The organism is Streptomyces chrestomyceticus JCM 4735 (assembly GCF_003865135.1).
Taxonomy (GTDB): domain Bacteria; phylum Actinomycetota; class Actinomycetes; order Streptomycetales; family Streptomycetaceae; genus Streptomyces; species Streptomyces chrestomyceticus.
In genome coordinates, this window is sequence record NZ_BHZC01000001.1 from 2,406,554 (window position 1) to 2,428,956 (window position 22,403).

General features: G+C 75.7%; 3 protein-coding genes and 1 pseudogene. All 4 read right to left on the reverse strand.

Annotated elements, in window-relative coordinates; all coding sequences use genetic code 11:
* Window positions 1-404: 404 nt before the first annotated feature.
* Window positions 405-1,781 (reverse strand): MFS transporter, encoded by a 1,377-nt coding sequence (locus EJG53_RS09905; RefSeq protein WP_125044558.1) that lies wholly within the window; start codon window positions 1,779-1,781, stop codon window positions 405-407.
* Window positions 1,778-3,121: a serine hydrolase domain-containing protein gene (locus EJG53_RS09910; RefSeq protein ID WP_125044559.1), complete on the reverse strand. Its 1,344-nt coding sequence runs from the start codon at window positions 3,119-3,121 to the stop codon at window positions 1,778-1,780. Before EJG53_RS09910 ends, EJG53_RS09905 begins: the two co-directional genes overlap by 4 nt.
* 3 nt (window positions 3,122-3,124) lie before the next feature.
* The gene (locus EJG53_RS09915) at window positions 3,125-14,173 is read right to left on the reverse strand and encodes a non-ribosomal peptide synthetase (RefSeq protein WP_125044560.1); all 11,049 of its coding nucleotides are present in this window, start codon (window positions 14,171-14,173) and stop codon (window positions 3,125-3,127) included.
* A pseudogene (locus tag EJG53_RS09920) lies at window positions 14,170-22,344 on the reverse strand (non-ribosomal peptide synthetase); the annotation flags it as partial. The gene EJG53_RS09915 and the pseudogene EJG53_RS09920, both read right to left, overlap by 4 nt.
* Window positions 22,345-22,403: the final 59 nt, after the last annotated feature.

A 22,403-nucleotide genomic window follows, 5' to 3' on the forward strand; every position in this document is an offset into this window, starting at 1 on the left:
CACGTCGTCGTCCGCGGTGGAAGCTTGTTTCCGGGCGCGGGCGCCCGCCCCCGATGTCCACCGCGCGCGCGGTCCCGTGGCAGCGGCCGGCCATGCGTCCCCCGTTGGGCGCGAGTCTGACCCGTGCACGCCAGGCGGGCCAGATGTTTGACTTCGCAGCTAAGTTGCGGGGCCGGAGAGGTGACTGAGGGCCCACCAGGGGCTGGCGGCGTCGGCCGCGGCGGGGCGGTATGCCACCGGCCGGGGCCCGGACAGCGTCCGGCAGCCACGCGTGGCGCCGCTCACCGGCTGTCCCGGTACGCCGCCCGCCGGCGGCCCCCGCCGCCGTTCGCCGTCAGCGCGGGGCGCCGGACCCGGCGCCCGGGGAAGCCCCCGGGTGATGCCGGCCCGTCCCTCCGACAGCCCTATGGCGTACGGGTGTCGGGCGCCCGGGACTCCCCCACCGGCGCCTTCTCCGCAGGCACCTCCCCCGAGGTCCCCTCCGGCGCCGGGAACCGCCGCAGGGTGCGGCCGGCCGTGGCCGCGACCGCCACCAGGGCCAGGCAGCCGGCGCAGAGCAGGACCGCCCGGGTGCCGCCGCCCGCCGCGCCGGTCAGCAGGCCGCCGAGAGAGGGCCCCAGGGCGCCGGCGCCGCCGGAGCAGAAGCCGGCCACGCCGCTCATCCGGCCGCGCAGCTCGTCCGGGGTGACCGTCAACTGGTAGGTGAGCACCGTCGTATTGGCGAGCGGCGCGAAGAAGGCCATGAGACCCAGCAGCGCGCCCGTGGGCAGGCCGGTGGGCACCACCGCCATCAGGGCGGTGGCGAGGACCGCGGTCCAACTGAACCCGATGATGATCACCGGTGGGCGGACCGTCGCGTGCATCCGGGCGGCGAACAGGCCGCCCAGCAGCCCGCCGGCGCCGAAGCAGGCCATCGTCAGGCCCAGTTCGCCGGCGCCCACCTGCTCCTCGCCGGACATCGCGAGCAGGACGATGAGCAGGGCACCGAAGACCAGGTTCGTGATCATCATCCAGGCCATCGTCGTCCTGATCACCGCCTGCCCCAGCACCCAGCGGAACCCGGCCAGGAAGTCCCCCCACGCGGCCCGGCCCCCGCGCTCCGGCGGGTCGGCCCCGTCGTGCGCGCGCGGGGCGCGCCGGGGCAGCCGCAGGAAGCACAGCGCCACCGCGGACAGGGCGAACATCACCGCGTTGGTCAGGAACGGGCCCAGCGGGTACGCGGCCAAGAGGAAGCCGGCCACGCCCGGGCCCACGAGGGTGGCGACGTAGGGCCGGGCGGCGTTCCTGGCCACCGCCGTGGAGAGCTGTTCGGGCGGCACGACCTGGGGCAGCGCGGCGTGCTCGGCGGGGTCGAAGACCGAGCCGAGCACGCCTTCCAGCGCCACGACGAGCAGCAGGTGCGCGAAGGAGTACCGGTCCCAGAAGAGGGCGCCGGCCAGGCTCGCCACCGCCAGGACCCGCAGCACCTGGCACACCAGCATCAGGCGGCGGCGGTCCCAGCGGTCCGCCAGCACCCCGGCCGGCACCACCGCGGCCATGTGGGCCGCCGCCATCACCGACGAGGCCAGGCCCATTTCCAGCGGGGTACCGGACCGGGCCATGATCAGCAGGGGGACGGCCACCGCGCCGATCTCGATGGCCAGCTCGGACATGAGCTGGCCGGTCCACAGGATGGTGTAGTCGCGGTTGCGGGACAGCGGGACGGCCGGGCGGGCGGACGCCCGCCGCGGTCCGGTGCCGTGCCGCCCGGTCGCCTCCTCGTCGGCGGGCGCGGTGGTCATGCCGCCGGGCCGCCCTCGTCCTTGATCCGGGCGGCGAGCCGTCCGGTGATCTGGAGGTGGCCGATCCGGCCGGTGTCCTGGTCGGTGACGAAGCGGCCGGGCGAGCGGGCGCCGCCGCCCAGCTCGCGCATGACGAAGCGCAGGTCCGGCCGGCACAGCAGCTCGGCGTGCGGCTGCCCGCCGAAGGACAGCAGCAGCCCGCCGTCCGCCCCGCGGACCACCGCGAACTCGGTGTCGCCGTTGGCGTAGTGGCCCAGGCACCCGTCCGGCGCGCGGAACTCCCCGGCGGCGGGCGGCCCGGGCTCCGGGCGGTCACCGACCGGCAGCCCCAGCTCGCGCAGCCGGGGCCCCAGCGCCTGCCACAGCGCGGCTCCCGCGCTGCCGTTCGCGGTCAGCGCGACGGCGTTCCCGCAGACCGGGTCGAACCGCAGGTGGCAGGAGGTGCCGTCGCCGGTGCCGTCGTGGCCGTACACGTCGTCGGCCGGACCGTCCTCGTACCGCGCCCAGCCCAGGCCCCAGCCGTCGGCCATGCCGTACGGCCCGATCCGGACGGCGGCGAGCTGGTCGAAGCACATGTCGTCGGCGGTGGCGCGGCCCAGCGGCCGGGGGTCACGGCACCCGGCGAAGTACAGCTCGGCGAACGCGGCCAGGTCCTCGGCGCTCAGGGCGAGGGAGCCGTTGGGCATCTCCACCTCGGGCAGGTCCTGTTCGGGGATCGGCACCACCCGGTCCCGGGCCGCCTGCACGGCGTGGCCCAGCGCCACGGTCCGTTCGCCGCGGTCCGGCCCGGTCACGTATCCGGGGCGGCGGCCGAAGGGGTCCAGCAGGACGGCCTCCAGCGCCTCCCGCCAGTCCATGCCGGTGACCTCCTCGACGAGCCGGCCGGCCACGAGGTAGCCGACGTTGGAGTACGAGAAGACCGTGCCGGGCCGGTGGGCCAGGTCGGCCTCACGGCCGTGGCGGGCCACCCACCGGGCGCGGTCCGTGGTCCGCTCACTGCCCTCGGGCAGGTCGGAGGGCAGCCCGGAGGTGTGGCTGAGGAGCTGGCGGAGGGTGACCAGGCGGCCGGCGCCGAACTCGGGGAGCTGGTCGCGCATCGGCTCGTCCAGGTCCACGTCCCCGTCGGCGACCAGCATCATCGCCAGCGCGGCGGTGAACGGCTTGGTCAGGGAGCCGACGGGGAAGGCCGTGTCCCGGGTGACGGGCGCGCCGGTGGCGGTGTCCCGCACCCCGTACGCGACCGAATGGCGCTCCCCTTCGAGGACGACCACGAGCTGCGCCCCGGGGACGCGGTGCTCGGCGGCCAACTGGGCCAGCGTGCGGCTGAGTCTGTCTTCCATGGATCACTGCTCCGTGATGTGCCGGGCGATGGCGCGCAGCGCGTCGGCGAACTCCTCCGCCACCTTCTGGACGGTGGACCGGTGATGGACGTCCTGCGCGAAGTACCAGGTGAAGCCGAGCCGTCCGGCGCGCGCCGCGCCGACCACCTCCACCAGGTGCCCGACCCGCTCGCGGGGGTCCTGCTCGCTGCCGACGGCGTCGTGGAACGCGTGGTACAGCGGGCTGTCCGCGTTCCGCTGCGCGTCGTCGGCCTGGCCGTGGTAGTTGAACACGACCTGCGCGGGGGCCCGTCCGGCGAGTGCCGCGCCCGGGGTGCCCCGGGGGGCGAGCCGGCGCAGCGCGCCGTAGCCGAAGCCGTTGCCGGGCAGCTTGCGCAACTGCCGCCGGACGGCGCGGACGCGGCCGGCCCAGTCGTCCCCGCCCTGGTCCAGGTCGAGGGCGACGGGGTACTCGGTGGTGAACCAGCCGACGGTGCGGGAGAGGTCCACGTCGTCGAACAGGTCCTCGCGGCCGTGGCCCTCGGTGTCGAAGACGACCTGCCGTCGTCCGGTCCAGGTGCCCAAAGCTTCGGCGAGCGCGGCGAACAGCACGTCCTGGAAGCGGGTCCGGAACGCGCCGGCCGAGCGGCGCAGCAGGACCTCGCTGACGTCCTCGTCCAGCTCCACCGCCACCGAGTCGACGGCTCCGACCAGGCCGGGCCCGTCGCCGTCCCGGGGGACCTCGGTGCCCGGCGGCAGCGCCTGCCAGTAGGCGGCCTCCTCGTCCAGCGCGCCGTCGGCGACGTGCCGGGCGAGCCGGGCGGCCCAGTCCCGGAAGGGGGTGGTGCGCTCGTCGAGGGACACCGGCCCGCCCGCCCGCGCCTGGGCGTAGGCGGCTTCCAGATCCTCCAGGAGGACGCGCCAGGACACACCGTCGACGACGAGGTGGTGGGCGGTGAGGAAGAGCCGGGCCCGTTCGCCGTCCCCGAAGGTGAACAGCAGGGCGGCCAGCAGCGGGCCGCGCTCCAGCGGCAGGCCCGCGTCGGCGGCCCGGGCCAGCCGGTCCACGGCCTCCGCCCGCCCGGCGGCGGGGACTTCGGCGAGGTCGTGCCGGACCAGCACGTCGGCGGGCTCCGGCGGGAGCGCGTACTGCCGCCAGTGGCCGTCCTCGCCGCGCGTGAACCGGGTGCGCAGCGCGTCGTGGTGGCCGAGCAGCGCGGTCAGTGCCGTACGCAGGGCCGCCTCGTCCAGGCTGGCGTCCAGTTCGAGGAAGACGGACTGGGTGAAGTGGTGCGGCGCCACCGGGTCGGCCGCGAACCAGTCGTGCTGGGCCGGGGTGAGCGGGACCTCGCCCCATCCGGCGGCGGGCTCGTCGGCGCCGTCCGCCGGGGTGTCGGTGGCCCGTGAGTCGGCGAGCGCAGCCAGCTCGCCGAGCGTCTGCCGGACGAACAGGTCCTTGGTGGTGACCGGCAGGCCCGCCCGGCGCATCCGCTGCACGGCCTGGATGCTGAGCAGCGAGTCGCCGCCGAGCGTGAAGAAGTTGTCGTCCGCGCCGACCCGCGGCACGGCCAGGACGGCGGCCCAGATGCCGGCCAGCGTCTCTTCGGTGGGGGTGCGCGGCGCGACGTAGGCCCGGGGCGCGTCCTCGTCCCGGTCCTCGGCGTCCGGCGCCGGCTCCGACGCGACGGACCGCAGGGCGGCGAGCCGTCCGGCCTCGGCCGCGTCGGCGGGCGGGATGTCGGCCAGGGTGCGGGGGCCGTCCAGGACGGCGGCCAGCAGGCCCTGGAGGCGGGCCGCCAGCCGCTCGGCCGTCTCCGGGTCGAACAGGGCGGTGCTGTAGCCGACGGCGGCCCGCAGGGTGTCCCCGTGCTCGACGAAGTCGAAGCTGAGGTCGTGGCTGACCTCGCCGCTGACGTACGGGACCTCGGCGACGGCGAGGCCGGGCAGCTCCGGCGGCCCGGTCCGGTCGGTCTCCAGGCCGACGAACACCTCGACCAGCGCGTTGCGGCTGGGGTCCCGGCGCGGGCGCAGCACCTCGATCAGCCGGTCGAAGGGCACCTCGTCGTGCACGAACGCCTCCAGGACGGTGTCCCGGACGCGGCCGAGGAAGGCGTCGAAGGACAGCCCCTGGTCCACGGTGGTGCGCAGCGCGACCGTGTTGACGAACAGGCCGACGAGCCCTTCCAGTTCCTGCCGGCCGCGCCCGGCCGCCGGGGTGCCGACGACGATGTCGGCCTGCCCGGTGAAGCGGGCCAGCAGGAGCTGCACGGCGGCGGTGAGCACCATGAACAGCGTGGCGTCCTGGCGCCGCGCCAGGTCCTTGAGCCCGGCGGTGACCTCCGGATCGAGATCGACGACCAGCATGGCCCCCGCGGACTCGCGGACCGCGGGCCGGGGCCGGTCGGTGGGCAGTTCCAGCGGCCGGACGCCGGCCAGCGTCTCCCGCCAGTAGGCGAGGTGGGCGTCCATGGCCGGGCCGTTCAGCTCGCGGTGCTGCCAGGCCGCGTAGTCGGCGTAGGCCACCGGCAGCGGGGGCAGCTCGGCACGTTCGCCCCGCAGGGCGGCGGCGTAGTGCGTGCCCAGTTCGTCGAGCAGCACGCCCATCGAGACGCCGTCGGTGGCGATGTGGTGGATCACCAGCGCGAGCAGGTGATCGCGGGGGCCGAGCCGGACGATCTCCGCGCGCCAGACCGGTCCCCCGGTGAGGTCGAACGGGCGGGCGGCGAGGGCGGCGACGTGCGCCCGCAGCGCCTCCTCCCGCGCGTCCTCGGGGACGCCGGACAGGTCGGTCTCCCCCAAGTCGGCAGCGGCCGCCGGGTGCACGATCTGCTCGCCGCCGTCGTCGGTGGCGGCGTAGGTGGTGCGCAGCGGCTCGTGCCGGGCGACGACGGCGGTGAGCGCGGCGCGCAGCGCGGCGGTGTCCGGCTCGCCCTCCAGGCGCAGGCCGGTGACGATGTGGTACTCGCTGCTGTCCGGGTCGAAGTTGTGCAGGAACCACTGCCGTTGCTGGGCGTAGGACAGCGGCAGCGGCGCGCTCCGGTCGGCGGGCTCCAGCGGGGCCGCCGCCGGGGCTCCGGCGGTCACCGGCCCGAGGGCGGCGGCGAGCCCGGCGACGGTCGGGGTGTCGAAGAGCTGCCGCGGCGAGGGCGCCACACCCAGGGCGGCGCGCATCCGGGAGATGACCCGGATGCTGAGGATGGAGTCGCCTCCCAGGTCGAAGAAGTTGTCGTGCACGCCGACCTTGCCGACGCCCAGGACCTCCCGCCAGATGCCGGTCAGCGCCAGTTCCGTGGCATCGCGCGGCGCGGTGTGGGCGGGGGCGGCCTCGGCGGTGCCCGAGGGCGCCGGGAGGGCACGCCGGGAGACGGTGCCGCTCGGGGTCATGGGCAGCGCGTCCAGCAGGACGTACGCGGTGGGGACGGCGGGCGCCGGCAGCCGCTCGGCCGCGAAGGCGCGCAGCTCGGACGGGTCCGGGGTGGCGCCGGGCGCGGGCACGACGTAGCCCACCAGGCGGGCCGGGCCGCCGTCGTCCCTGCGGACGGCCGCGGCGGCGGCCCCGACGGCGGGGTGCCGGGCCAGCGCCGCTTCGACCTCGCCGAGTTCGACGCGGAAACCGCGGATCTTGACCTGGTCGTCGACCCGGCCGAGGCATTCGAGGTTGCCGTCGGCGCGCCAGCGCACCAGGTCGCCGGTCCGGTACATCCGGGCGCCGGGTTCGGGGGCGAACGGGTCGTCCAGGAACCGTTCGGCGGTCAGCTCGGGCCGGTTGAGGTAGCCGCGCGAGACGCCGTCGCCGCCGATGTAGCACTCGCCGACGACGCCGGTGGGCACCGGGCGCCGCTCGGCGTCCAGCACGTAGATGCGGGTGTTGGCCAGCGGCCGTCCGACGGGGACGTAGGCGGCGTCGCCCAGCGGGTCGCCGCCGAGCTGGAAGGTGGTGGAGTCGACCGTGGTCTCGGTCGATCCGTACGCGTTGACCAGCACCGTGCCCGGGGCGAGCCCGGCCAGGATCTCGGCGGCGGCGTCCGCGGGCCAGCCCTCGGAGCCGACCATGAGCACGCGGAGGTCGTCGGGCCGCACCCCGCGCCAGGACAGTTCGGCGACCATCGCGCGGGCCAGCGTCGGCACCGTGATCATGAGCTGGGCGCGGCTCTCCAGGAGGAGGTCGGCCAGCGCCACCTGGTCGGCCACCGCGTCCTGCGGGCAGATGACCATGGTGCCGCCGAACAGCGCGGACAGCAGGAAGTCGCTGAAGAACAGGTCGACGGAGAGGCTGGAGACCGACAGCACGCGGGGCTTCAACTCGGTGAGACCGTAGCGCTTGTTCCACGCGTGCACCATGTGGTGGACGTGCCGGTGCTCGACCATCACGCCCTTGGGGCGGCCGGTGGTGCCCGAGGTGTAGACGACGTACGCGAGGTCGTCCACGGCCACGGAGGTGGCCGGCGGCGTGGCGGGCAGCGCGTCCAGCAGCGGCCGGTCCCGGTCCAGGCAGACCACCGCGGCGTCGTGCCCGGCCACCCGGTCCAGCAGCCGCTCCTCGGTGACGACCACGGAGACGGCGGCGTCCTCCAGCATCACCCGCAGCCGCTCGGCCGGGTACGCCGGGTCCAGCGGCACGAACGCGCCGCCCGCCCGCAGCACGCCCAGCAGCGCCACCACGGCGTCCACCCCGCGGTCGGCGCACACCCCGACCAGGGTTCCGGGGCCCACGCCCAGGCCCACGAGGTGGTGGGCGAGCTGGTGGGACCGGGCCGCGAGTCCGGCGTAGGTCAGCGTCCGTCCGGCGTCGCGTACGGCGACCGCGTCCGGGGTGCGCGCGGCCTGCTCGGCGAACGCCTCGTGGATCAGCCGGGCCGGCGGGAAGCCGGTCGCGGTGGCGTTCCACGCGGTCAGCAGCCGGTGCCGCTCGCCCTCGGAGAGCAGCGGCAGCGCGTCCACCGGGGTCTCGGGCGCCGCGGCGAGCGCGTCGAGGAGGACGGTCAGGTGCCCGGCCATCCGCTCGACGGTCTCCGCGTCGAACAGCTCGGGGTCGTAGCCGAGGTTCAGGTGCAGTTCCCCGGCGGTGTACGCGGTGAGGGTGAGGGCGAAGTTCGTCACCTCGTCACCCTGGAAGGTGCCGATCCGCAGGCCGTGGCGGGCCGCGGCGTCCGGGTCGTAGGGGTAGTTCTCGAAGACGACGATGCTGTCGAACAGCGGGGAGCCGGCGGGCACCCCGCTCCAGCGCTGTATCTGCGCCAGCGAGACGTGCTCGTGCTGCCGGGCGTCGAGCTGGTCGTTCTGGAGGTGCCGCAGCCACTCCACCGCGGGGGCCGCGCCGTCGATCCGGGCGCGCACCGGCACGGTGTTGATGAACAGCCCGACGATGGACTCCGCGCCCGGCAGCGAGTCGGGGCGCCCGGAGACCGTGGTGCCGAAGCACACCTCGTCCACGCCCGCGTACCGCGCGAGCAGCAGCGCCCAGGCCCCCTGCACCAGGGTGTTGACGGTCAGCCGGGCCGCGCGGGCGGCCTCGGTGAGGCGGGCGGAGCGCTCGGCGGACAGGTGGGTGCGCAGTTCGCACGTGGAGCGGGTGGCGTGCGCCTTCACCGGCTGCCGGTCGTACGGCAGCGGCGTGGCCACGCTGAACCCGGCGACCACCGACCGCCAGTGCGCCTCGGCGGCCTCCTGGTCCCGCCCGGCGAGCCAGCGGACGTAGTCGCGGTACGGGCGGCGGGCCGCGGGCGGCTCCGCCGGGCTCCCGGTCAGGGTGGCGTACTCGGCGCACACGTCGGAGAGCACCCCGGCGAAGCTCCAGCCGTCCACCAGCAGGTGGTGCGAGGTCCAGAACATCTGCACGGCGGTGTCGGTGAGCCGCACCAGGGTCAGCCACAGCGCGGGCGCCGCCGTCAGATCGATCGTGGTCTCCTCGCGGCGCTCCCAGATCCGGTCCAGCTCCGCCTGCCGCGCCGTCTCCTCCAGCGCCCGCAGGTCCAGGTGGCGGACGGGGACGGGCGCGCCGGCGCGGACCACCTGCAGCGGCTCGGGCACGTCCTGCCAGACCACGGCGGTGCGCAGGGCGGGCGTGCGGTCCACGACCCGCTGCCAGGCGCGGGCCAGCGCCTCCGGGTCGGTCACGCCGTCCAGCCGGACGCCGAAGTGCCCGGTGTACGGGTCGCGTCCGGACTCGCTCAGGGCGTGGAAGAGCATGCCGCTCTGCATGGGGGTGAGCGGGTAGACGTCCTCCACGTCCCGGCCGTCGCCGGCGATCCGGTCCACGGTGGCCTGGTCGAGGGCGGCGAGCGGGAAGTCGGACGGGGTGGCACCGCCCGCGCCGGGCGCGGCGCAGTGCGCGACGATGCCCTCCAGCGCGGCCATGAACGCGCCGGCCAGCCGCTCGACGGTGGCGCGGTGATGGCGGTGGGCGGAGTAGGTCCAGTGGAACTCCAGCCTGCCGCCGGTGACCACGCCGTTGATCTCGATGAGCTGCGGCCGGGTCTGCGCGTCGCCGCGCTCGGCTCCCTCACTGGGCAGCAGGCGGCCGGCCAGGCCGGTGCCCTCGCCCTGGACGTCCAACTGTCCGAGGTAGTTGAAACCGACCTCGGGCTCCGGCCCGCGGCCCAGCGGCGTGCCGTCCGCGCGCAGGTGGCGCAGGGCGCCGTAGCCGATGCCGTTGCGCGGCACGGCCCGCACCTGTTCCTTGACGGACTTCAGGACGGTGCCCCAGTCGCCGCCGGACGGGACGTCCAGGGCGACGGGGAACAGGGTGGTGAACCAGCCGACGGTGTTGGTGAGGTCCACGTCCGCGAACAGGTCCTCGCGGCCGTGCCCCTCCAGCGCGAGGAGCGCGCGGGAGCCGCCGGTCCAGTCGGTGAGCACCCGGCCGAGGGCGCTGAGCAGCACGTCGTTGATCTGCGTGCGGTAGACCTCGGGGACCTTGCGCAGCAGCGCCTCGGTGATGCCGGCGTCCAGCCGTACGGTGACGGTGCGCGCGGAGGCGACGGTGTCGGCGCCGCCCTCCGTGTCCACGGGCAGCCGGGCCGCCTCTCCGGCGGCCTTCTCGACGCCCTGCCAGTACGGCAGTTCGGCGTCGAAGCCGCCCGCCGCGGTGTGCGCGGACAGCTTCCGCGACCAGTCGCGGAAGGACGTGCTCTTGGGCCCGAGGTCGATCGGCCGGCCCGCGGCGGCCTGCCGGTGGGCCGTCTCCAGGTCGGCCAGCAGCACGCGCCAGGACATGCCGTCCACGACCAGGTGGTGCGCGACGAGGTAGAGCCGGGGCGGCCGGGCGGCGCCGAGGGTGAACAGCCGGGCCCGCAGCAGCGGCCCGGCGGCCAGGACGAACCCGCACTGCGCGGCGTCGATCGCCGCCGCCATGGCGGCGTCCTGCTGATCGGGGGCCAGGTCCGACAGGTCGTGGTGCTCCAGGAGCTCGCCGGTCTCCGCCGGGGCGTGCCGCAGCCGCCACGCGCCGTCCTCCTGGACGGCGCGCAGCCGCAGCGCGTCGTGCTGCTCCGTCAGGGCCGCCAGGGCGGCGCGCAGCGCCTCCGGGTCCGGGTCGCCGGTCAGCTCCAGGTACTGGTGCTGGTTGAAGCGGTCCAGGCTCTCCCCGAGGGTGCCGAAGAACCAGTGCTGGATGGGGGTGAGCGGCATCTCGCCGGTGACCGGCCCCTGGTCGGGAGCGCTGGTGCCGTCCGTCTCCTGGACGGCCTCCGCCGCGAGGTCGGCGATGGTCTGCCGCAGGAACGTCTGCTTGGCCGTCAGCCGCAGGCCCGCCGCGCGCGCCCGCGCGACCACCTGGAGGCTGAGGATGGAGTCGCCGCCCAGGTCGAAGAAGTTGTCCTCGACGCCGATTCCGGCGACGCCCAGCACCTCCGACCAGATGCGGGCGAGCGTCTCCTCCGTGGCGTTACGGGGCGCCACCCGGTCCGTCCCGGCGTCGCGGCGCAGGTCGGGGTCGGGCAGCGCCCTGCGGTCGACCTTGCCGTTGGCGTTCAGCGGCAGCCGGTCCAGCACGACGAAGGCTGCGGGCACCATGTGCTCGGGCAGCATCTCGCGGGCGAGCGCGCGCAGCGCGGCCGGGTCGGCGCCCTCCGGGCCGGCGGGCACCACGTAGGCCGCCAGGCGGCGGGTGCCCCGGTCGTCGGCGCGGACGGCGGCGGCCACCGCGCCGACCGCCGCGTGGCGCGCCAGCACGGCCTCGACCTCGCCGAGTTCGATGCGGAAGCCGCGCACCTTGACCTGGTCGTCGGTACGGCCGAGGTACTCCAGCGCGCCGTCCTCGCGCCAGCGGGCGCGGTCGCCGACGCGGTACATCCGGGTGCCGGGCGGGCCGTAGGGATCGGCCACGAAACGTTCCGCGGTGAGCGCGGCGCGGCCGAGGTAGCCGCGGGCCAGCGCGGCGCCGGAGAGGTGGACCTCGCCGGGCACGCCGACCGGGACGGGGCGCAGCCGCTCGTCCAGGAGGCGGACGGTCACGCCGTCCAGCGGGCGGCCGACGGGCACCGGCTCGTCGCCGACGGAGTCCGGGGCGAGGACGTCGCTCATGCTGGCGCAGACGGTGGACTCGGTGGGCCCGTACGCGTTGATCATGCGGTGCCGGGCCGACCAGGTGCGGGCCGCGGCGGGCGGGCATGCCTCGCCCGCCACGATCAGCGTCAGGCCCTCGGGCAGCGCGCCCGGGGTGAGCGCGGACAGCGCGGTGGGCGGCAGGGTGACATGGGTGACCCGGTGCTCGGTCAGGACGGCGGTCAGCGGCTCGCCCGGCAGGATGCGGTCCTGGTCCACGACGACCAGCGCGCCGCCGGTCAGCAGGGCCGTGCCGATCTCGGAGAACGCCGCGTCGAAGCCGAGCGAGGCGAAGTGCAGCGTCCGGGAGCCGGGCCCGGTGCCGAAGTGCGCGGACTGCGCGGCGATCAGGCCGTGCACACCGCCGTGGGTGACCACCACACCCTTGGGGCGGCCGGTGGAACCCGAGGTGTAGATGACGTACGCGGGATGGGCGGGCAGCAGGGGTGCGGACGGCTCGTCCGCTTCCAGGGGGCCGTCCGGCAGTTCCCGCACCTCCGTGAGGGTGCCGGGGTCGTCCGTCCGCAGCACGGGGACGTCCGCCGCCAGGTCCTGGCCGAAGGCGGCGGAGGTGAGGACCAGGAGCGGCCGGGCGTCCTGGAGCATCATCCGGTTGCGCTCGGCCGGGTTCCTGGCGTCCAGCGGGAGGTAGGCCGCGCCGGCCTTCTGGATCGCCAGGACGGCGACGACGGCCTCGGGCGAGCGGGGCAGCGCGAGGGCGACGATGCGCTCCGGGCCGGCGCCGCGGGCGAGCAGCAGGCGGGCCAACCGGTTGGTCAGCGCGTCCAGTTCGGCGTAGGTCAGCGTGCCGCTGTCCGAGACGAGCGCGTCCGCGCCGGGGGTACGGGCCACCTGCTCGGCGAACAGTTCGGGCGCGGTGCGCGGTGCGCGGCCGGGGCCGGTGACCGGCCACTCCTCGGTGACCCGGCGGTGCTCGTCCGGCGGCAGGACGGGCAGCGCGGCGACCGGGTCCGCCGGGCGGTCGGCGATGCCCGCGAGCAGGGTGAGCAGGTGTGCCGTCAGCCGCTCGGCGGCCTCGGGCGCGAACAGGTCGGTGTTGTAGGTGAGCTGGCCGTCCAGCGCGCCGTCCGGCCGCCCGGTGAAGTCGAACGAGAGGTCCATGCTGGAGGTGAGCACCGGCACCGGGTGCTCCTCGATCCGCAGGCCCGGCGCCCGGGCCTCGCCGCCCGGGGTGTTGTGCAGGTTGACGGCGACCTCGGCCAGCGCGGGGCGGCTGGGGTCGCGCTCCGTCTTCAGGGCCTCCACGACGTGCTGGAACGGTGCCTCGTCGTGCGCGAAGGCGTCCAGCACGGTCGCGCGGACCGCGCGCAGCAGTTCGCCGAAGGACCCGGACTCCTCGATCCGGGACCTCAGGATCAGCGTGTTGACGAAGAAACCGATCAGGTGCTCGGTCTCCACCCGGCCGCGGCCGGACGCGGCGGTGGCCACGGCCACGTCGCGTCCGCCGGACCAGCGGGCCAGCAGCAGTTGCACGGCGGCGGTCAGCGTCATGAACAGGGTGGCGCCGTGCTCCCGGCCCAGCTCCCGCAGCCGTCCGGCGAGCGGCGTGGGCACGGCGAAAGTGTGCGCGGCACCCGCGCCGCTGCGCACCGGCGGGCGCTGCCGGGTCGTGGGCAGGTCGAGCGGGGCCAGTCCGTCCAGGGTCCGGCGCCAGTACTCGACCTGGTCGCGCAGCCGCGGCGTGCCGAGCCGGTCGCGCTGCCAGGCGGCGACGTCCAGGTACCGCACCGGCAGCTCGGGCAGGGACGCGGGCACGCCGGCCCGCCGGGCCGCGTACAGGGCGGTGAGGTCGCCGGTCAGCACGCCCATGGACCAGCCGTCGGTGACGATGTGGTGCATGGCCAGCGTCAGCAGGTGCTCGTCGGGCGCCAGCCGGACCAGCCCGGCCCGCAGGACGGGCCCCCGGCGCAGGTCGAAGGGGCGCCGGGACTCGTCCAGCAGCAGGGCTTGGACGGCGGCGTCCCGCCCGGCCGCGTCCCGGTCCGACAGGTCGGTCAGCGGCAGCGGCACCGGGGCGGGCGGGCTCACGGACTGCTCGGCGCGGCCGTCGCGGGAGCCGAAGACGGTGCGCAGGGCGGTGTGCCGGGCGACCACGTCGTCCAGCGCGCCGCCGAGCGCGTCCCGGTCCAGTTCGCCGCGCAGCCGCAGCACGCGCAGGGTGTTGTACTCCACGCTGTCCGGGTCGACCTCGTGGAGGTACCACAGGCGTTCCTGGGCGGGCGAGAGCGGCACCGGGCCGTCGTGCGGCACGGCGGGGACGCCGTCCGCGCGCTCCGGCCCGGGGCCCCGCCCGGCCAGGCGGGCGCGCAGCGCCTCCTGGAGGTGCGCGGGGAGCGCGGCCCGGCGGGCGTCGCGGGAGGGGGTACCGGGGGCCTGGGCGCCGGGGGCGGCCCCGGCTCCGGACGGGCTCACGGCGCCGGGCGCGAGGGGCTGACCCGATCCCGGGACGCCCTCCCCGGGCGGCTGCTGCTGGGACGTCTGCGACTGGTCCGCTTCAAAGGTGCTCATACGGCGCCGCCTCCGACGGCTTCTTCCAACTGCGCGAGGATCAGGTCCTCAAGGCGTTCGGCGAGGGCGGCGACGGTCGGGGCGTCGAAGAAGTCCCGGGGGGACACGTCGACGCCGAAGGTCCCGCTCACCCGGGACATCAGCCGCAGGCTGGTGATGGAGTCGCCGCCCAGCGCGAAGAAGTCGTCCTCCACGCCGACGCTCTCCACCGCCAGCACCTCCGCCCAGATGGCGGCCAGCGCCTCTTCGGTGGGGTTGCGCGGGGCGACGGGCGCGGCGGCGGTCCGGGAGGTGCGCGGCGGCTCGGGCAGCGCCCGCGGGTCGACCTTGCCGGTGGGGCTCAGCGGCAGGGCGGTCATCGGGACCACGGCCGTGGGCACCATGTAGCCGGGCAACTGCCCGGACAGGGCGCGCAGCAACTCCTCGGGGTCGGGGGCGGGTTCACCCGCGGGCGGGACGACGTAGCCGACCAGCCGCTTGTGTCCGGTGCCGTCGTCCCGGGCGACGACCGCGGCCTCGGCGACGCGGGGCTGCCGCAGCAGCGCGCTCTCCACCTCGGCGGGCTCGACCCGGTAGCCGCGGATCTTGACCTGTTTGTCCACCCGTCCGGCGAACTCCAGCCGGCCTTCCGGCGTCCAGCGCACCAGGTCCCCGGTGCGGTAGAGCCGCGACCCGGCCGGCCCGAACGGGTCGGCGACGAACCGCTCGGCCGTCAGGTCGGGCCGCTCCAGGTAGCCCCGGGCCAGGCCCGCGCCCCCCAGGTACAGTTCGCCGACGGCGCCCACCGGGAGCAGCCGCAGCCGCTCGTCCAGCACGTGGAAGCGGGTGTTGGGGACGGGCGGGCCGAGCGGCACGCTGCGGCCTTCGGCGGCCTCCTCGACGCGGTGCAGCGCGACGGACAGGGTGGCCTCGCTGGGCCCGTAGATGTTGAACAGCCGCCGGCCGCGCGCCCAGGCGCGGGCGAGTTCGGGCGCGAGCACGTCGCCCGCCAGCCCCAGGCTCGTCACGCCGGGCAGCGACTCCGGGTCCAGCACGGCGGCCACCGCGGGCGGCAGGGTCAGCGCTGTGATGCCGTCCGCGCGCAGTTGCTCCGCGAGCCGGGACGGGCTCTGCCGGGCCTCCACGTCCGCGATGACGAGGGTGGCGCCCGAGGTCAGGGAGGTGAAGACCTCCCAGACGCCGCCGTCGAAGCTCATCGTGTAGAACTGCAGGATCCGGCTGTCCGGGCCCAGCGCGTACAGCCGCCGGGCCTCGGTGACGATGTTGAACAGCGAGCGGTGCGCCACCATCACGCCCTTGGGGCGGCCCGTGGAGCCCGAGGTGTAGGTGACGTACGCCAGGTCGCCGGGGCCGCCGGTCACCGGCGGGACGGTGTCGGGGCGGGCGTCGATCGCCGCGCGGTCCCGGTCCACGCACACGATCCGCGCGTCCGTCGCGGGCAGCCCGGCCAGCAGGTGTTCCTGGGTGAGCAGCACCGGCGGCCGGGACTCGGAGAGCATCGCGGCCAGCCGCTGCGCGGGGAACTCCGGGTCCAGCGGGACGTAGGCGGCACCGGCCTTGAGGGCACCGAGGATCGCGACGACGACCTCCGCGCTCCGTTCGACGGCGACGCCGACCAGGTCGTCCCGGCCGATGCCGAGGTCCCGGAGGTGGTGGGCGAGCCGGTTGGCGCGCCGGTCCAGTTCGCCGTAGGTCAGGCGCCGGTCGCCGTCGGCGACGGCCACCGCGTCCGGCCGGGCCGCCGCCTGCTCGGCGATCACGGCGTCCAGCCGCCGGTCGACCGGGTACGCGGAAGCGGTGTCGGTCCACTCGTGGGCGAGGGTGCGGCGCTCGGCCGCGGTGAGCATCGGCAGTTCCCCGACCCGGCGGTCCGGGTCGGCGGCCGTCTCCTCCAGCAGCGTCCGCAGGTGGCCGCGCAGCCGCTCGACGGTGCCGGCGTCGAACAGCGCGGAGTCGTAGCGCAGCAGGACGGACAGCCCGTCCCCGTCGGTCTGGACGATGGCGTTCAGCGGGTAGTTGGAGGTGTTGCTCGCCTTGATGGCGGACAGCCGCAGGCCGTAGTGCTCGGCCGGGCCGAAGTCCACCGGGTAGTTCTCGAAGGCGATGACGCTGTCGAAGAGGCCGGTGCCGGAACGTTCGGGCGCCCAGCCCTGCACCTCGGCCAGCGAGACCTGCTCGTGGGCGCGCGCCTCGGCCTGCTCGTCCTGGACCCGGCGCAGCCAGGCGGCCAGCGGCGCGTCCTCGTCCACCCGCACGCGGACCGGCAGGGTGTTGATGAACAGGCCGATCACCGACTCGGCGGCGGGCAGTTCGTCCGGCCGCCCGGCGACCGTGGCACCGAACAGGACGTCGGACTCGCCGCTGTGGCGGGCGAGCAGCAGCGCCCACACGCCCTGCACCAGCGTGTTCAGGGTGACCCCGGCGCGCTTGGCGGCGTCGCCCAGCCGCGCGGTCACCGCGGCCGGCAGCCGCAGCTCCAGCTCGGCGTCCGGGGCGGTCTGACCGGTGCCGGTGCGCGGCCGGTCGTACGGGAGCGGGGTGGGCGACTCGCGGCCGGTGAGCGCTGCGCGCCAGTACGTCTCGGCGGCGGCGCCGTCCTGGGCGCCGAGCCAGCGGACGAACTCCGCGTACCGGCGGCGCGGTGCGGGGGTGTGCGGCACGCCGTCGGCCAGCGCGGCGTACTCGGCGACCACCTCGGCCAGCACCTGCATGGCGCTCCAGCCGTCCAGCAGCAGGTGGTGGAAGGTCCACAGGACCCGGACCCGGCCGTCGCCGAGCCGGGCGAGGGTGACGCGCGTCAGGGGCGCGGTGCGCGGGTCCAGGCCGCGGGCCCGGTCCTCGGCCAGCAGGCGGTCCAGGGCGGCGCGCTGCCCGTCGGCGTCGTGCGCCGACCAGTCCAGGTGCGCGACGGGTATCTCCACGCCGGTGCGCACGACCTGGAGCGGTTCGGCCAGGCCGTCCCAGCTCAGGGCGGTGCGCAGCTCGGGCGTCCGGTCGGCCACCCGCTGCCAGGCGGTGCCGAGCAGTTCCGGCCGGCGGACGTGCTCCAGCGCGAAGTGGAACTGCTCGACGTACACCCCGCCCTCGGCGTCCATGAGGGTGTGGAAGAGCAGGCCGCTCTGCATGGGCGTGAGCGGGTAGGCGTCCTCGGCCGGGCCGGTGGCGGCGGTCAGCCGGGCCACGCCGTCCGCGTCCAGGCCGCTGAGGGCGAACGCCGGGACGGTCCCTTCGCCGGCCGCGCTCTCCTCCGTCGTCACCACGGGGGCCAGCGCCGCGATGGTGCGCCGCTGGAAGAGGTCCTTGGAGGTGAGCCGCAGTCCGGCCCGGCGGGCGCGGACCACGGTCTGGAGGCTCAGGATGGAGTCGCCGCCCAGGGCGAAGAAGTTGTCCCGGACGCCGACCCGTTCGACGCCCAGCACCTCGGCCCAGATGTCGGCGAGCACCTTCTCCACGGGCGTGCCGGGAGCGACGTACTCCTCCCGGCCGTCGGCCGGGGCCGGGTCGGGCAGCGCCCGCCGGTCGATCTTCCCGTTCGGGGTGAGCGGCAGCCGGTCCAGCACGACGAAGGCGGCCGGGACCATGTACGCGGGCAGCAGGCCCGCGACGTACTCGGCGAGGTCGCGCGGGTCGGGCGCGGCGCTCCCGTCGGGCACGAGGTAGGCCACGAGCTGTCTGCGGCCGGGGGCCGGCTCGCGGACGGTGACGAAGATCTGCGCGATGTCGTCCCGGCGCCCGAGGACGCTCTCGATCTCGCCCGGTTCGATGCGGTGGCCGCGCAGCTTGACCTGGTTGTCGACCCGGCCCAGGAAGTCCAGGGTGCCGTCCGGCAGCCGGCGCACGACGTCGCCGGTGCGGTACATCCGGGACCCGGGCGGCCCGAACGGGCAGGCCACGAACCGTTCGGCGGTGAGGTCGGGACGGCCGTGGTAGCCGCGTGCCAGCCCGTCACCGGCGAGGTAGAGCTCGCCGGGCACGCCGACGGGGACGGGGTTGCACCGGTCGTCGAGCACGTAGGCGGCGGTGTTGTACAGGGGGGCGCCGATGCCCTGCAGTCCGGGCGGCGCGTCCGGGCCCTCGGGTTCCACGACCGCCTGGGTGGCGGCGACGGTGGCCTCGGCGGGTCCGTACGCGTTCACGAGCGTGAACGGCAGGCCGGGCTGCGGGCGGCGGCGCAGCGCGTCACCGATGACGAGCACGGTGCGCAGCCGCGTCCTGGTGATCGCCGGAACGTCGAGCAGCGACTCGATCCGGGGCGTGGGCAGGTAGGCGACCGTCGTCCCCGTCGCGGCGAACCACTCCACCAGGGCCGTCGGGTCGTCCAGCGTCTCCTGGTCGGGCTGGTCCACCCGCGCGCCCGCGCACAGGTACGGCCACACCTCGCCCACCGCGACGTCGAACGCCAGGCCCACCACGGAGGAGGAGCGGTCCCCGGGGCCCACGCCGAGGGCGTCGTTGTGCCAGGCGCAGTAGTCGGTCAGGGCGCTGTGCGGGACGGCGACCCCCTTGGGGACGCCGGTGGAGCCGGAGGTGTGGACGATGTACGCCAGGTCGTCCGGGCCCACCGGCACGCCGGGGTCGGTGGCGGGGTGCCGGGCGATCTCGTCCCGGGCGGCGGCCGGGACGAGCACGGTGACCCCGGCGTGCGGCAGCGCGGCGGCCCGCTCTCCCGTGGTGAGCAGCACGGGCGTGCCGGTCTCCGCCAGAAGCTGTCCCAGCCGCGCCGCGGGGATGTCGGCGGCCGTGGGCACGTACGCGCCGCCGGCCTTGAGCACCGCGAGCATCGCCACGACCAGGTCCGGCGTGCGGTCCAGGTTGAGGACGACGGGGGTACCCCGGGTGACGCCGAGGGTGCGCAGGTGGTGCGCCAACCGGTTGGCTTCGGCGTCGAGTTCGCCGTACGTGAGGGTGCCGGTGGAGTGGGTGACGGCGAGCGCGTCCGGGGCGCGGCGGGCCCGGTCGGCGAACTGCTCGTGCACCACCGCCGTCGTGGCGGGCGCCCGGAACGTGTCGTTCCAGCCGGTCACCAGCGCGTGCCGCTCCGCCTCGGGCAGCAGCGGCAGATCGCGCAGCTCCCGTCCGGGGTCGGCGGTCACCGCCGTCAGCAGTACCCGCAGGTGGTCCGCCAGCCGCTCGATGGTGGCGGCGTCGAACAGGTCCGTGCCGTACTCCGCCATCACCTCCACCTGCCCGGCGCGCTCGGTGAACTCCAGCGTGAGGTCGAAGACGGACGCGGGGCGCGGCAGCGCCACCCGCTCGGTGCGCAGCCCGGCGAAGTTCTCCGACCCGGCCGGGGCGTTCTGGAACAGCAGCATCGCCTGGATCAGCGGGGTGCGGCTCGGGTCGCGGGCCGTGTCCAGCGCCTCCGCCAGCCGCTCGAAGGGCACATCCTGGTGGGCGAACGCGTCCAGGACGGTTTCCCGCACCCGGCCGAGGAAGTCGGCGAAGGGCAGCGCGCCGTCCACGTCCGTGCGCAGCACGACGGTGTTGATGAACGGGCCCACCAGCCGCTCGGCCTGCGGGTGGGCGCGGCCGGAGACGGCGATGCCCAGGGCGATGTCACGCCGGCCGGAGTAGCGGGCCAGCAGCGTCTGGGTGGCGGCGGTCAGCGTCATGAACAGGGTGCCGCCGTGCGCCGCGCTCAGCTCCTTCAGGGCGGTGACCAGGCGGCGGTCGAGCGTGAAGCGGTGCGCGGCACCGTGCCAGCTCTTGACGGCGGGGCGCGGGCGGTCGGTGGGGAGCTGGAGCGGGGTCAGCCCGGCGAGCCGGTCGCGCCAGTGGGCGAGCTGATCCTCCAGCCGGGCCCGCTGCTCCTCGCCCCGCTGCCACACCGCGTAGTCGCCGTACCGGACGGGCAGCGGCTCCAGTTCCGCGGGCGTGCCCTCGCGCGCCGCCCGGTACAGGGCGCTCAGCTCGTCGGTGATCAGGCCGGTGGACCAGCCGTCGGTCGCGACGTGGTGCGCGCCCAGCACCAGGACGTGGTCCCGGGCGGTGCGGCGCACCAGCAGGACCCGCAGCAGCGGGCCCGCGGCGAGGTCGAAGGGCCGGGCGGTCTCCTCGGCGAGCAGCCGCTCCTGCTCCCGTTCCAGCGCCTCGCCGGTCAGCGCCGTCAGGTCCCGTACGTCCAGCGGGACGGTGAACCCGTCGGCGGGCGCGACGCGCATGGCCGGCTCGCCGTCCCGGGTGACGACGGTGGCGCGCAGCGGCTCGTGCCGGGCGGCGAGCCCGGCCAGCGCGGTGCGCAGCGCGCCGGTGTCCAGGTCGCCGCGCAGCCGCAGCGCGGTGTGCACGTTGTACGCGGTCTCGGCCGGGTCCAGCTCGTGGAAGAGCCAGAACCGCCGCTGGGTGAAGGACAGCGGTACCGGTCCGGTGCGCGGGGCGACCGGGATCGGGGCCACGGCCGTGCCCGTACCGCGCGCGGCCAGCGCCCGGACGGTCGGCGCGGCGAAGAAGTCCGCCGCGCTCACCTCCGGACCCGACCCGGCGCGCATCCGGGACAGCACCCGGACCATGGAGAGCGAGTCGCCGCCCAGCTCGAAGAAGTCGTCCAGCGCACCGACCTGCTCGGTGCCCAGCACCTCGCGCCAGATGGCGGCGAGCGCTTCCTCGGCGGGGCCTTCGGGCGCGGCGTACTCGGCGTCCACGCTGTCCCCGCGGGTGGGCGCGGGCAGCGCCCGGCGGTCCAGCTTGCCGTTGGCGGTGAGCGGGAACGCGTCCATGACGTGGAACGCGCTCGGCACCATGTAGCCGGGCAGGTGCGCGGCCAGCGCGGCACGCAGCCGGGACGGCGTGGGGCGGCCGGTGCCGGCCGGGACGACGTATCCGACCAGGCGGCGTTCGCCCTGGTCGTCGCGGACCACGACGGCGGCCTGGTCCACGGACGGGTCGCGGGTCAGGGCGTGCGCGATCTCGCCCAGTTCGATGCGGAAGCCGCGGATCTTGACCTGGTCGTCGGTGCGGCCCAGGTACTCCAGGCCGCCGTCCGGCAGCAGCCGTACCAGGTCGCCGGAGCGGTACATCCGGGCGCCGGGCGGGCCGAACGGGCAGGCCACGAAGCGTTCGGCGGTCAGGCCGGGCCGGTTGGCGTAGTTGCGGGCCACGCCGGGCCCGGCCACGTACAGCTCGCCCTCGGCGCCGGCCGGAACGGGCCGCAGGTTCTCGTCCAGGACGTGGAAGTCCAGGTCGGGGATGGCGACGCCGACGGCGCTGCCGGTGGCGGCGGCCGCCAGCTCCCGGTTCAGGGCCAGGTACGAGGAGTGCACCGTGGTCTCGGTGATGCCGTACATGTTGACCAGCGTGGGCGCGGTGTCCGGGTGCCGGTCGTACCAGTCGCCGAGCTTGCCCAGGTCCAGCGCCTCGCCCGCGAAGACGACGTACCGCAGGGTCAGTCGCGCGCCCAGCTCCGGGTCCTCCCGGTCGGCGGCCATGAGCTGGTAGAAGGCGGACGGCGTCTGGTTGAGGACGGTGACCCGCTCGTCCACCAGGAGTCGCAGGAAGTCCGCGGGGGCTCGGGTGACGGCGTGCGGGACGACCACGAGCCGGCCGCCGTGCAGCAGAGCCCCCCAGATCTCCCACACCGAGACGTCGAAGGCGAAGGAATGGAACAGCGGCCACACGTCGTGCTCGTCGAAGCCGTACCAGTGGGCGGTGGAGGACAGCAGCCGGGCGACGTTGCCGTGCGGGACCACCACGCCCTTGGGGCGGCCGGTGGATCCGGAGGTGTAGATGACGTAGGCGGGGTTCTCCGGGGAGCGGTGGGCGCCGGCCCCCGCGGCGGTGGCCGAAGTCCCGTCGTCCTCCGGCGCGTACAGGTCGAGCCAGGGCGCGTCGGTCTCCACGCCGGTCAGGCCGGCCCGGACGCCGGCCGTCGTGACGGTCACCACGGGACGGGCGTCGCCCAGCACGTAGGCGATGCGGTCGGCCGGGTACGCGGGGTCGATGGGGACGTACCCGGCCCCTGTCTTCAGGACGGCGAGGATCGCCACGATCAGGTCGGCCGAGCGGGGCAGCAGCAGCGCGACGAACCGCTCGGGGCCCGCGCCGCGCGCGGCCAGGACGCGGGCCAGCCGCTCCGCGCGGTCGTCGAGCGCGCGGTAACTGAGGTGCTCGTCCCCGTACGTCACCGCCGTGCGGTCCGGTGTCCGCGCGACCTGCTCGGCGAACAGTTCGTCCAGGCGACGATCGCGCCACTCACCCATCGAAATTCCCCTCAGCCTGCCTGCGTGGTCAACGT

Excerpts from the sequence above, each read along its gene's own strand:
- EJG53_RS09915 (WP_125044560.1), bottom strand. The coding sequence starts at position 14,173 with ATGAGCACCTTTGAAGCGGACCAGTCGCAGACGTCCCAGCAGCAGCCG.
- EJG53_RS09905 (WP_125044558.1), bottom strand. The coding sequence starts at position 1,781 with ATGACCACCGCGCCCGCCGACGAGGAGGCGACCGGGCGGCACGGCACC.
- EJG53_RS09910 (WP_125044559.1), bottom strand. The coding sequence starts at position 3,121 with ATGGAAGACAGACTCAGCCGCACGCTGGCCCAGTTGGCCGCCGAGCAC.